This is a genomic window from Pseudomonas sp. BSw22131 (assembly GCF_026810445.1).
GTDB lineage: Bacteria > Pseudomonadota > Gammaproteobacteria > Pseudomonadales > Pseudomonadaceae > Aquipseudomonas > Aquipseudomonas huanghezhanensis.
This window is the reverse complement of record NZ_CP113949.1, coordinates 1,661,438-1,673,550: the sequence shown is the minus strand read 5'-3', so window position 1 is coordinate 1,673,550 and position 12,113 is coordinate 1,661,438. Positions and strand designations below refer to the sequence as shown.

9 protein-coding genes and 1 pseudogene are annotated in these 12,113 nt (G+C 59.8%); 5 read left to right on the top strand and 5 right to left on the bottom strand.

Going from position 1 to position 12,113, the window contains the following annotated elements; genetic code table 11:
- Nucleotides 1-418 precede the first annotated feature (418 nt).
- Nucleotides 419-3,898 (top strand): hybrid sensor histidine kinase/response regulator, encoded by a 3,480-nt coding sequence (locus tag OYW20_RS07505; RefSeq protein ID WP_268800071.1) that lies wholly within the window; start codon nt 419-421, stop codon nt 3,896-3,898.
- A 10-nt stretch (nt 3,899-3,908) separates the two neighbouring features.
- A pseudogene (locus OYW20_RS26125) lies at nt 3,909-4,010 on the top strand (hypothetical protein); the annotation flags it as partial.
- Between the two features lie 19 nt (nt 4,011-4,029).
- Here the strand turns inward: OYW20_RS26125 and OYW20_RS07500 are convergent.
- A complete protein-coding gene (locus OYW20_RS07500; RefSeq protein WP_268800070.1) occupies nt 4,030-4,968 on the bottom strand; it encodes an aspartyl/asparaginyl beta-hydroxylase domain-containing protein in 939 nt (312 codons plus the stop codon).
- Nucleotides 4,969-5,173: 205 nt separating this feature from the next.
- On the bottom strand, nt 5,174-6,148 hold the full coding sequence (cysK, locus tag OYW20_RS07495; RefSeq protein WP_268800069.1) for a cysteine synthase A: 975 nt from the start codon (nt 6,146-6,148) through the stop codon (nt 5,174-5,176).
- 124 nt (nt 6,149-6,272) lie between these two features.
- Here cysK and OYW20_RS07490 point away from each other — a divergent pair, with 124 nt between their 5' ends.
- The 3 genes from OYW20_RS07490 to OYW20_RS07480 all read left to right on the top strand — a co-directional run bounded on the left by OYW20_RS07490 (nt 6,273) and on the right by OYW20_RS07480 (nt 9,785).
- Nucleotides 6,273-7,343, top strand: a complete 1,071-nt coding sequence (locus OYW20_RS07490) for a DUF748 domain-containing protein (protein ID WP_268800068.1) — start codon at nt 6,273-6,275, stop codon at nt 7,341-7,343.
- A 384-nt stretch (nt 7,344-7,727) separates the two neighbouring features.
- Nucleotides 7,728-8,573 (top strand): AAA family ATPase, encoded by an 846-nt coding sequence (locus OYW20_RS07485; protein WP_268800067.1) that lies wholly within the window; start codon nt 7,728-7,730, stop codon nt 8,571-8,573.
- Between the two features lie 33 nt (nt 8,574-8,606).
- Nucleotides 8,607-9,785: a vWA domain-containing protein gene (locus tag OYW20_RS07480; RefSeq protein WP_268800066.1), complete on the top strand. Its 1,179-nt coding sequence runs from the start codon at nt 8,607-8,609 to the stop codon at nt 9,783-9,785.
- Between the two features lie 123 nt (nt 9,786-9,908).
- Here OYW20_RS07480 and OYW20_RS07475 read toward each other — a convergent pair whose 3' ends face one another.
- The 3 genes from OYW20_RS07475 to OYW20_RS07465 all read right to left on the bottom strand — a co-directional run bounded on the left by OYW20_RS07475 (nt 9,909) and on the right by OYW20_RS07465 (nt 12,087).
- Entirely contained in the window at nt 9,909-10,646 is a 738-nt protein-coding gene (locus OYW20_RS07475) for a 5-oxoprolinase subunit PxpA (RefSeq protein ID WP_268800065.1), read from the bottom strand.
- 129 nt (nt 10,647-10,775) lie between these two features.
- Complete coding sequence (locus tag OYW20_RS07470; RefSeq protein WP_268800064.1) at nt 10,776-11,300, bottom strand: DUF2937 family protein; 525 nt, start codon at nt 11,298-11,300, stop codon at nt 10,776-10,778.
- 13 nt (nt 11,301-11,313) lie between these two features.
- Nucleotides 11,314-12,087, bottom strand: a complete 774-nt coding sequence (locus OYW20_RS07465; protein ID WP_268800063.1) for a class II glutamine amidotransferase — start codon at nt 12,085-12,087, stop codon at nt 11,314-11,316.
- Nucleotides 12,088-12,113 lie beyond the last annotated feature (26 nt).

The window sequence follows — 12,113 nt, the reverse complement described above, 5'->3', positions numbered from 1 at the left end:
TTTTGTAGCTGACGAGCCAAAGCGAGGCCCCGACGCAACGTGTCTGACACACCGCGATCGCCGCCTCGCGCTGGCTCGTCAGCTACAGGGGTAGGCGTGATGTTGGCGGCTGTACTCAACATTGGCTCTAGAACCAACTTGGTGGCGAGACGGCGTCATGGGTTGAAGCAATCCAGACGCCTCGCGAATGAATTCGCGCCTACAGCGAGAGGGCGTCACGTGTTGAATCAACCAAGACGCTGCGCGAATGAGTTCGCGCCTGCAGATTGAAACCGAGTCCGCTTGGGAGTCAGGGGGCAGATTCATCCCCCCCCGCGACCTTGGTCGAAACAGACGAAGCCGATCCGGCGTGCGAGACTGTCTGCCCGGCGATAGAAGGTCCGGTTCGAGTTGGGTTGATTTGAGTTCTGGAGTTCACATGTCGCTGTCCAGCGGACTGATCGCTGCCGTCGCCCTGGCCTATATGGCCATCATGTTCGCTATCGCGTTTTACGGCGACCGTCGCAGCGGCGCCCTGCCCCCTCGGCTGCGGGCATGGGTGTACAGCCTGTCGCTGGCGGTCTACTGCACCAGCTGGACCTTCTTCGGTGCCGTGGGCCAGGCTGCTGAACAACTCTGGTCGTTCCTGCCGATTTACCTGGGCCCCGTGCTGATGATGGTGCTGGCGCCTTGGGTGCTGCAAAAGATGGTGCTCATCAGCAAGCAGGAAAACATCACTTCCATCGCCGACTTTATCGCGGCGCGATACGGCAAATCCCAGTCGCTCGCGGTGGTGGTGGCCTTGATCTGCCTGGTCGGCGTACTGCCCTACATCGCGCTGCAACTCAAAGGCATCGTGCTGGGTGTCAACATTCTGATCGGTGCCGGCGCGGATGCATCCGGCACCCGTGCGCAGGACACAGCGCTGATCGTCTCGCTGGTGTTGGCGTTATTCACCATCGTCTTCGGCACGCGCAACCTCGACGCCACTGAGCACCACCGCGGCATGGTCCTGGCGATTGCCTTTGAGGCCATCGTCAAATTGTTCGCCTTTATGGCCGTTGGCGCGTTCGTCACCTATGGGCTTTACGACGGTTTCGACGATCTGTTCAGCCAGGCCATGCTCGCGCCGCGCCTGGAGGAATACTGGAAAGAGACCGTCAACTGGCCGTCGATGGTGGTGCAGACCGGCGTCGCGATGATGGCGATCATCTGCCTGCCGAGGCAGTTTCACGTGACGGTGGTGGAGAACATCGAGCCTCAGGATTTACGTCTGGCGCGCTGGGTGTTTCCGGCTTACCTGATCCTCGCTGCATTGTTCGTCGTACCGATTGCGCTGGCGGGCCAGATGATGCTGCCAAGCTCGGTGCTGCCGGATTCATTCGTGATCAGCGTGCCGTTGGCCCACGCGCACCCGGCGTTGGCGATGCTGGCCTTCATCGGTGGCGCTTCGGCGGCCACCGGCATGGTGATCGTTGCCAGCGTGGCGCTGTCGACCATGGTGTCCAACGACATGCTGCTGCCCTGGCTGCTGCGCCGCAAAACCGCCGAACGACCGTTCGAGGTGTTCCGCCACTGGATGCTCTCGGTGCGTCGGGTCAGCATCGTGGTCATTCTGCTGCTGGCCTACGTCAGCTATCGGCTGCTGGGTTCGACGGCCAGTCTGGCGACCATCGGCCAGATCGCTTTCGCGGCCATTACTCAACTGGCACCCGCCATGCTCGGCGCGCTGTACTGGAAACAGGCCAACCGACGCGGGGTGTTCGCCGGGCTGGCCGCGGGTATTTTCCTGTGGTTTTACACGCTGGTCCTGCCCATTGCCGCGCACAGCATGGGGTGGGCGCTGAGCACCTTCCCGCTGCTGGCATGGCTGCACGGCAACCCACTGAACCTGCCAATCAGCCCGCTGACCCAAGGTGTCGTGCTGTCAACGGCGGGCAACTTCATCCTGTTCGCATGGGTCTCGGTGCTGTCGCGCACACGGGTGTCGGAGCACTGGCAAGCGGGCCGTTTCATTGGCCAGGAATTGCAGGCGCGGCCTAATAACCGGTCGTTGCTGGCGGTGCAGATCGAAGACTTGCTCAAGCTCTCGGCGCGCTTCGTAGGCGAGGAACGCGCCCAGCAGAGCTTCAATCGTTTTGCCTACCGTCAGGGCAAGGGCTTCAACCCCAACCAGAACGCCACCGGAGAATGGATCGCCCACACCGAGCGGTTGCTGGCGGGTGTACTCGGTACCTCGTCGACCCGCGCTGTGGTAAAGGCCGCCATCGAAGGCCGCGACATGCAGCTTGAAGACGTGGTGCGCATCGCCGATGAAGCGTCCGAGGTGTTGCAGTTCAACCGCGCGCTGCTGCAAGGCGCTATTGAAAACATCACGCAGGGCATCAGCGTGGTCGACCAGTCCCTGAAGCTGGTGGCGTGGAATCACCGCTATCTGGAGCTGTTCAACTACCCCGAGGGCTTGATCAGCGTGGGCCGCCCGATTGCCGACATCATTCGCTACAACGCTGAACGCGGGTTGCTCGGCGTGGGCGAAGCCGAGGTTCACGTGGCACGCCGGCTGCACTGGATGCGCCAGGGCCGCGCCCACACGTCCGAGCGGTTATTCCCCAACGGCCAGGTGATCGAGCTGATCGGCAACCCGATGCCCGGTGGCGGGTTCGTCATGAGTTTTTCTGACATCACCGCGTTCCGCGAGGCCGAGCAGGCGCTCAAAGGCGTCAACGAACGCCTCGAACAGCGTGTGGCCGAACGTACCCACGAACTGTCGCAACTGAACGTGGCGTTGACCGAAGCCAAAGGCAATGCAGAGGCCGCCAACCAATCGAAGACCCGTTTCCTGGCGGCCGTCAGTCACGACTTGATGCAACCGTTGAACGCGGCACGCCTGTTCTCTGCCGCCCTCTCCCACGCGGGCGACAACATCCCGGACGAGGCGCAGCAACTGATTCATCATCTGGACAGTTCACTGCGTTCAGCCGAAGACCTGATCAGCGACCTGCTGGACATCTCGCGGCTGGAGAATGGCAAGTTCACCCCCAATCGTCAGCCTTTTTCGCTCAACACGCTGTTCGACACGCTGGGCGCCGAATTCAAGGCGCTGGCGCAGGAGCAAGGTCTGGATTTCCGTGTACGCGGCAGCGCGTTGCGCATCGACAGTGACGTGAAGCTGCTGCGACGGGTGTTGCAGAACTTCCTGACCAACGCTTTCCGCTACGCCAAAGGGCCGGTGTTGCTGGGCGTGCGTCGTCAGGATGGGCAATTGAGCCTTGAGGTCTGGGACCGTGGACCGGGCATCCCTGAGGACAAACGCCAAGTGATTTTCGAGGAGTTCAAACGTCTGGACAGCCATCAGACGCGCGCTGAAAAAGGCCTCGGGTTGGGACTGGCCATCGCCGATGGACTGTGCCGTGTGCTGGGCCATAGCTTGCAAGTGCGTTCTTGGCCGGGGCGTGGCAGCGTGTTCAGCGTCGCCGTCCCTCTGGCGCAGCAGCAGACACAATTGCCAGTCGTTGCTGCGATTGGCGAGCCGACGCGTACGCCACTCAATGGCACGCAGGTCCTGTGCGTGGATAACGAAGACAGCATCCTGATTGGCATGAACAGCCTGCTCAGCCGTTGGGGCTGTCAGGTCTGGACGGCACGCGATCGGGCGCAATGCCAGGCGTTGCTGGATCAGGGCGTTCGCCCGCAATTGGCGCTGGTGGACTATCACCTGGACAATGGCGAAACCGGCACGCAACTGATGGCCTGGTTGCGAACCCAAATGGGCGAGCCCGTGCCGGGCGTATTGATCAGCGCCGACGTGCGCCCGGAATTAATCGCGCAAGTGCACGCGGCAGGCCTTGATTACTTGGCTAAACCGGTCAAGCCCGCGGCGTTGCGGGCACTGCTCAGTCGCCACGTGAGCCTACGTTAAACCGGGCGTGACACGGACCGCGGCGGGCGCTACTCAGACTTCAGCGGCCAGCCAGGAATTGTCCCGGTTGGCGGTTGATTTGAATGGACTGGTGACGCGGTTCGTGTTGTAAGCCCGACAGAACCGCCCTGTTAACCGAACAGCCAATAACCCAGCAGCGTCAGCACCATCACGGCCAGCACCGGACGCAGGATGCGATAGGCCTTGGGGTTGGCGCGCTTGAACTGCTTGACCTTGCCGCTGAAGCTGTTGCTGAAGCGCTTGCTGAAGGCGTAAGCCTGATTGATGCCGCCGACGCGTTCGTCGTCGGTGTTCTGCGGCGCAGTAGCGCGGCCCAGAAAGTCGCTGACCTTGCGGTTGACTGCCCGCATAAAGCCGTTGCTCAACGGACGCTCGACGTCGCAGAACAGAATCACCCGGGTCACGTCGGTTTCGTTCTTGACCCAATGCACATAGGTCTCGTCGAACATTACGTCTTCCCCGTCGCGCCAGGCGTAGACGTTGCCGTCCACGAAAATACGGCAATCGTCGGAGTTGGGCGTCGACAGACCCAAGTGATAGCGCAGTGAGCCGGCAAACGGATCACGATGAGGGTTCAGGTGACTACCGCCCGGCAGCAGGGCGAACATGGCGCCTTTGACGTTGGGGATACGGCTGAGCAGTTCAACCGTCTTGGGACACAGCGTCTCTGCCGAAGGCAAGGGTTTGTCGTACCACTTGAGGTAAAAGCGCTTCCAGCCCTTCTTGAAAAACGAACCGAAACCGGCGTCGTTGTCCTTGGCGGCAGCACGGATGTAACCCTCGTCGAACAGGTGCATCGCTTCGTCGCGAATGGTCTCCCAGTTGTCCTTGAGCACATCCAGCTCAGGAAACTTGCTGCGGTCCAGGTACGGCCTGGACGGGACGCTGGAGAACAGATACATCAGCGCGTTGTAGGGGGCGAACAGCGCAGAGTGGTTCACGAATTGACGCAGTAGCGGCAAACGGGCCTTGCCACGTAAATGCACGTACAGCGTGCTGCCGACAAACAGCAGCAATATTGCCGCCTTGGCAGCGAAAGAAAGGCTCATGAAACTCTCCTCGAACAGGCAAAAAGCTAACAGTGACGCAGCGCTGTGGTTGACTTTATTAGATTGGAAAGCAGGCTGACGACCGCCCGGCGACTCAACGCGACAATCGCGTGGGTCTGAATGGCGGCCATCATAAGCTCAGTTCGCCTCTGTAAAAAGCCGCGTCTTGTAAAGCCGCGCCTTGTAACTTGCAAAGCCCACCCGCTTACTGCGTCAGCTCCTGATCGGTGAACATGTCGCTGAACAGCATGCTCGACAGGTAGCGCTCCCCCGAGTCCGGCAGGATAACCACGATGGTCTTGCCCAGCATTTCCGGCTTTTCAGCCAGTTGCACGGCGGCCGCCATCGCAGCGCCACAGGAAATCCCGCACAGAATCCCCTCCTCCTGCATCAGCCTCAAGGCCATGGCCTTGGCTTCTTCATCGCTGACCAGGGAAACCCGATCAACCATCGACAGGTCGAGGTTTTTGGGGATGAAACCGGCGCCGATGCCCTGGATCTTGTGCGGCGCCGGGGTGATTTCTTCGCCTGCCAACTGCTGGGTGATGATCGGCGAGCCCATCGGTTCTACGGCCACCGACAGAATCGGCTTGCCCATGGTCTTTTTGATATAACGCGACACGCCGGTGATCGTGCCGCCGGTGCCGACGCCCGCCACCAGTACATCAATCGCGCCATCGGTGTCGTTCCAGATTTCCGGGCCCGTGGTCTTTTCATGAATGGCGGGGTTTGCCGGGTTCTCGAACTGCGCGGGCATGAAGTGAATTTCGGGGTTCAGCGCGACCAGTTCTTCAGCTTTGGCGATCGAGCCCTTCATGCCCTTGGCCGCTTCGGTCAGCACAATTTCGGCACCCAGTGCTTTAAGTACCTTGCGACGTTCTATGCTCATGGATGCGGGCATCGTCAGCATCAATTTATAGCCACGTGCTGCTGCCACAAAGGCCAGGCCGATGCCGGTATTGCCGGAGGTCGGTTCGACGATGGTCATGCCGGGCTTGAGTTTGCCGCTGCTTTCCGCGTCCCAGATCATGTTTGCGCCAATGCGGCATTTGACCGAGTAACCGGGATTGCGCCCTTCGATCTTGGCCAGAATAGTCACGCCCCGGGGCGCGATACGGTTGATCTGCACCAGTGGCGTGTTGCCAATGGAGTGGGCGTTGTCAGCGTAGATACGGCTCATGACGGGGTCCTTTGTGCAGGGTGTTGAATGGATCAAAGCCTATGCCGCCAGCCTATAAGCGTCCAGTGCTTGCGAACGGACGCCGAACGCGACAGTCAACACGTGTACAACCTGAGGTAACGCCATGAAACGTCGCTACAGCTGGCCACTCTGGACAGTACTCGGCATCGTCGTGCTGCTGGTCGCGGTGCATATCGCATTGCCCTACGTCGTTCGCAACTACTTGAACGACAAACTGGCGGACATGGGTGAATATCGGGGTCAGATCACCGATGTCGAGCTCGCGCTGTGGCGCGGCGCCTACAAGATCAACGGCCTGAACATTGTGAAGGCGGACAGCAAGGTGCCTGTGCCGTTCGTCAACATCCCCGTGATCGACCTGGCGGTGAGCTGGCATGCGTTGTGGTACGACCATGCGGTCGTGGCCGAGGTTGCATTTATCGGCCCGCAGCTCAACTTCGTGGACGGCGGCAACAAGCAGGCATCGCAGACCGGTCAAGGCACGGACTGGCGCGCCCAGTTGAACAAGCTGCTGCCGATCACGGTGAACGAAGTGCGGGTGGTGGACGGGAAAATAAGCTTCAACAACTTTACCTCCACGCCCAAGGTGAAAATCGAAGCTGACAAGGTCAACGCCAGCCTGTTCAACCTGACCAACGTCGTCGACACCGCGGGAAATCGGGATGCACGCTTCGAAGGCAAAGCCTTACTGCTGGGCAACGCGCCGCTTGAAAGCACGGCGACCTTCGACCCGTTCAGCAATTTTGAAGACTTCGACTTCAAGCTGCGTGCGACCAATATCCAGCTCACGCAGATGAACGACTTCGCGGCCGCCTATGGCAAATTCGATTTCAAGGCGGGTAACGGCGACATCGTCATTGAGGCGCAGGCCAACAATGGGCAACTGACGGGCTACGTGAAACCGTTGCTCAAGGACGTCGATATCTTCAACTGGCAGCAGGACGTCGAAAACCAGAACAAGGGCTTCTTCCGCTCCGTCTGGGAAGCGGTCGTTGGCGCCAGCGAAACGGTGCTGAAGAATCAGAGCAAAAACCAGTTCGCAACCCGGGTTGACCTCAGCGGCAGTGTGCACAAACAGGACATCAGCGCATTCCAGGCGTTTTTGCAGATCCTGCGCAATGCGTTCGTGCAGGCCTTCAATACGCGTTATGACAGCAGCAAGACTGCGCCTTGAAGGACGCCGATCGTGCGGCACCGCTGTGGAGCGCATCAACGCTTTGGGCGGGTAACGAATGCACAGCGCAGATCAGCTTCTGCCGAAGGCGTGGGAGTTAGCTTGCTGACGATCTGTCGCGTAGCCGCAGCAAACCTGCCAACGGAGCGGACCACACTGGCAGCATTTCCTGCCAAATTAGCGATACATCAACAGCGTTACAATTTCTCCAAGTCAAAACGCGACTCTTCATTCAGCTACTGAATAAAGGGTCTGCGTTCACAGTGCCCCGGCCTGCGCGTTATAGTCCGTCCATTGTTGCCGTCTACCTGTTCCCGTCTACTTGCTCAGTCTATTTGAGCTGTCCAGGGTTTTCGCCCGGACCCTACGTTCGAGGATTTTCCGATGAAATTCGAAGGCACTCAGGCCTACGTCGCCACCGACGACCTGAAGCTTGCGGTCAACGCTGCCATCACGCTTGAGCGCCCGCTGCTGGTCAAGGGCGAGCCCGGCACCGGCAAGACCATGCTCGCCGAGCAACTGGCTGAATCCTTTGGCGCCAAGCTGATCACCTGGCACATCAAATCCACCACCAAAGCCCACCAGGGTCTTTATGAATACGATGCGGTCAGCCGCCTGCGGGATTCACAACTGGGCGTCGACAAAGTCCACGACGTGCGCAATTACCTGAAGAAGGGCAAGCTCTGGGAAGCCTTTGAGGCCAACGAGCGTGTGATCCTGCTGATCGATGAAATCGACAAGGCAGACATCGAGTTCCCCAACGACTTGCTTCAAGAACTCGACAAGATGGAGTTCTACGTTTACGAGATCGACGAGACGATCAAGGCGAAAATCCGTCCGATCATCATCATTACCTCCAACAACGAGAAAGAGCTGCCGGACGCGTTTCTGCGCCGTTGCTTCTTTCACTACATCGCCTTCCCTGATCGCGCGACGCTGCAGAAGATCGTCGATGTGCATTATCCCAATATCAAAAAGGACCTTGTCAGCGAAGCGCTTGACGTGTTTTTCGACGTGCGCAAAGTGCCAGGCCTGAAGAAAAAACCCTCGACCTCAGAGCTGGTCGACTGGCTCAAACTGCTGATGGCCGACAACATCGGCGAAGCGGTGCTGCGCGAGCGTAATCCCACCAAAGCCATCCCGCCGCTGGCCGGCGCGCTGGTCAAGAACGAACAGGATGTGCAGTTGCTTGAGCGGCTGGCGTTCATGAGCCGTCGCGGCAATCGTTGATCCCTCTGTTTAACTGGATAGCGGACCGTCGTCATGCTGCTCAATCTGTTTAACGAAATGCGCGCCGCCAAGGTCCCGGTCTCGGTTCGCGAGCTGCTGGACCTGATCAACGCGCTCAAACAGCGCGTCACTTTTGCCGACATGGATGAGTTTTATTTCCTGTCCCGGGCGATTCTGGTGAAGGACGAGCGCCATTACGACAAGTTTGACCGGGCGTTTGGCGCCTACTTCAATGGGCTCGAAAAGCTCGATGATCACTTGCAGGCGTTGATCCCCGAAGAGTGGCTGCGCAAGGAGTTCGAGCGTTCGCTCAGCGATGAGGAGCGTGCGCAGATTCAGTCGCTTGGCGGGCTGGACAAGTTGATCGAGGAATTCAAGAAGCGCCTTGAAGAACAGAAAGAACGCCACGCCGGCGGCAACAAATGGATCGGCACAGGTGGCACCAGTCCGTTTGGGTCGGGCGGTTACAACCCCGAGGGGATTCGCGTTGGCGATGCCGGCAAGCGCCAGGGCAAAGCGGCGAAAGTCTGGGAGCAGCGTGAGTACAAAAACCTCGACGATCAGGTCGAGCTCGGCACGCGCAATATCAAGGTCGCCCTGCGGCGGCTGCGCAAGTTCGCGCGTCAGGGCGCGGCGGATGAGCTGGACATCGACGGCACCATTGATCACACCGCCCGCGACGCCGGGCTGCTGAACATCCAGATGCGGCCCGAGCGACGCAACACCATCAAGCTGCTGTTGCTGTTTGATATCGGCGGTTCGATGGACGCGCATGTGAAGATCTGCGAAGAGCTGTTCTCGGCCTGCAAGACCGAGTTCAAGCACATGGAGTATTTCTATTTCCATAACTTCATTTACGAGTCGGTCTGGAAAAACAACCAGCGCCGCACCTCAGAACGCACGTCCACCCAAGACTTGCTGCACAAATACGGCGCCGACTACAAAGTGATTTTCATCGGTGACGCCGCCATGGCGCCCTACGAAATCACGCAGCCGGGCGGCAGCGTCGAACACTGGAACGAAGAAGCCGGCTATGCCTGGATGCAGCGCTTCAAGGCCAAGTTCAAGAAGATCATCTGGATCAATCCGTACCCCAAAGACGCCTGGGCCTACACCACCTCTACCCATATCGTGCAGGACCTGATCGATAATCAGATGTATCCGCTGACGCTCCGGGGGCTGGAGGAAGGGATGCGGTATCTGGCGAAGTAATGCTGAGATTGCAGGAGCGCGCTTGCACGCGATAGCGGTTTAAATACGCCTGATGGATTCACCGGCCTACCTAAATCGCGGGCAAGCGCGCTCCTACAGACGCTGCCGTCCGTTACGGGGCATTTAAGCCAACGCCTGACGAATCCGCTGCACCGCCGCAATGGAACTGGCGTTGTCGCCGTGAACACACAGGGTGTTGGCAGCCAGCAACAGTTCACTGCCATCGCTGGCAATCAGCGCTTCGCCACGGGACAGCGTCAGGGCCTGGGCGATGATGAGTTCCGGATTGTGATGGACGGCGCCCGGCAGGTTGCGCGACACCAGGCGCCCGACACTGTCGTAAGCCCGATCGGCAAATGCCTCGAACCAGAGCGTTACACCGTATTCATCGGCAATGGCCTGTGCCGCGCTGTTGTCGCGCATGGCCAGCACCATCAGCGGCAGCTCGGCGTTATAGCGGGCGATTGCTTCGATCACGGCCCGTAACTGCGCCGGGTTGGCCATCATGTCGTTGTACATCGCGCCGTGCGGTTTGACGTATTGCACACGGCCGCCCTGCCCCCGACACACGCCATCCAGCGCGCCAATCTGGTAGTGCAGCATGTCCTGGATTTCCTGCGCCGAGCACGCCATCGAGCGCCGACCGAAACCCACCAGATCCGGATAAGCCGGGTGCGCGCCAATCATGACGTTGTGCGACAAGGCCAGCGCCACCGTTCTGCGCATCACGCCGGGGTCGCCCGCATGGAAACCGCAGGCGATGTTGGCGCAGTCAATGAACGGCATGACCTCTGCGTCCAGACCCATGGTCCAGGGGCCGAAGCTTTCACCGATGTCGCAGTTCAGTAGCAGGCGGCCCATGGGCATCTCCTGTGTGAGTGTTCGCCAACGTCTGCAGGAGCGCGCTTGCCCGCGATTGCGTTGGGTCAGCGATCAATAACCGTCTGGCACGGTGGGCTCGCGGGCAAGCGCGCTCCTGCAAAGTCGGATTTATCGCCAGTCCGGGTTGACCGCACGCTTGTGCCGACGACCCACCGCCAGCCAGTCGATGAACACCACAATGCTTTCGATCACCAACGACAGCAACAGCGCGCCGAGCAGTCCCCAGCCGATCACTTCCGGCGTCAACAGTACCTGCCAGCTATAGCCGTTCCAGGCTTCCTTGAGAATGTCGGAATTGGCGGCGGTGAAGACATGCCAGGCTTTGGCGTACCAGGGCCCTTGCAACGCCTGCCATTCACGGTCGAGGATTTGCACGCGCGTCATCAGGTTGCTGACGCTGTCTGCATCGCTGCGAAACACCGGATCATCGCTGCTGCGGTAATGCTGGATCAGCGCCTGTACATCCCCATTGAAAAAACGTTGGGCCGTGTCGCTGTAGCCTTTCATGCCCTGTTGCGCTTCGATCAGATGCGCTTCGACGCGCTTGCTGTAATCGCTGATAAAGCCGGGGACTTGCACGCCAAACAGCAGGCCTGCTGTGAACAACACCAGTCGCAGATAACTTCGCAGCATAGGTCCCTCTCTGTCAGGTCGCGCCTTGGGCAACGCATTCGCCGCGACGCCACAGGCTCCATTGGCCGGGCTCGTAGCGATGCCAGGTTTCGTTTTCGGTAAGGGGTTCGGTGGCGATCACGGTCACAACGTCGTTGGGCGTGGTTTCGGCCTGGAAGTCGACGATGACGTCTACATCCTTAAGCCGCGCTGGCCCGAACGGCGCTCGCCGGGTGATCTGCACCAGCTTGGTGGAGCAAAAGCAGAACAGCCAGTCGCCGTCGCTGAGCAGGCAGTTGAACACGCCCTTGCGGCGGTATTCAGCACAGGCCTCGACCAGCGACGGCAAGAATTGTTCGATATCGACAGGCTCGGGCTCGGCCTCACGCACGCGATTGAGCAGGTCGCAGAAAGCCGCTTCGCTGTCGGTGTCGCCCACCGGGCGGTAAAACGTCGCACGCGGATTGAAATCAGCCAGTTGGCCGTTGTGCGCAAAGCACCAGTTACGGCCCCACAACTCGCGGACGAAAGGATGGGTATTGGACAGGCAGACCTTGCCGACATTGGCCTGACGGATGTGGCCGATGACCACTTCGCTCTTGATCGGATAGCGCTGCACCAGTTGCGCGACTTCCGACTCGCTGCTGGCGGCAGGGTCTTGAAACAGGCGCAGGCCACGGCCTTCATAGAAGCCGATGCCCCAGCCATCACGGTGCGGCCCGGTACGACCACCTCGTTGCATCAGCCCGGTAAAGCTGAAAACGATGTCGGTGGGGACATTGGCACTCATGCCCAGTAATTCACACATGCTCAGGCCTCGATACGTTCTGCAGC

What these genes read in the sequence shown, in the direction of transcription:
- cysK (WP_268800069.1), bottom strand. Translation starts at nt 6,148, where the DNA reads ATGAGCCGTATCTACGCTGACAACGCCCACTCCATTGGCAACACGCCA.
- OYW20_RS07485 (WP_268800067.1), top strand. Translation starts at nt 7,728, where the DNA reads ATGAAATTCGAAGGCACTCAGGCCTACGTCGCCACCGACGACCTGAAG.
- OYW20_RS07470 (WP_268800064.1), bottom strand. Translation starts at nt 11,300, where the DNA reads ATGCTGCGAAGTTATCTGCGACTGGTGTTGTTCACAGCAGGCCTGCTG.
- OYW20_RS07475 (WP_268800065.1), bottom strand. Translation starts at nt 10,646, where the DNA reads ATGGGCCGCCTGCTACTGAACTGCGACATCGGTGAAAGCTTCGGCCCC.
- OYW20_RS07480 (WP_268800066.1), top strand. Translation starts at nt 8,607, where the DNA reads ATGCTGCTCAATCTGTTTAACGAAATGCGCGCCGCCAAGGTCCCGGTC.
- OYW20_RS07465 (WP_268800063.1), bottom strand. Translation starts at nt 12,087, where the DNA reads ATGTGTGAATTACTGGGCATGAGTGCCAATGTCCCCACCGACATCGTT.
- OYW20_RS07505 (WP_268800071.1), top strand. Translation starts at nt 419, where the DNA reads ATGTCGCTGTCCAGCGGACTGATCGCTGCCGTCGCCCTGGCCTATATG.
- OYW20_RS07500 (WP_268800070.1), bottom strand. Translation starts at nt 4,968, where the DNA reads ATGAGCCTTTCTTTCGCTGCCAAGGCGGCAATATTGCTGCTGTTTGTC.
- OYW20_RS07490 (WP_268800068.1), top strand. Translation starts at nt 6,273, where the DNA reads ATGAAACGTCGCTACAGCTGGCCACTCTGGACAGTACTCGGCATCGTC.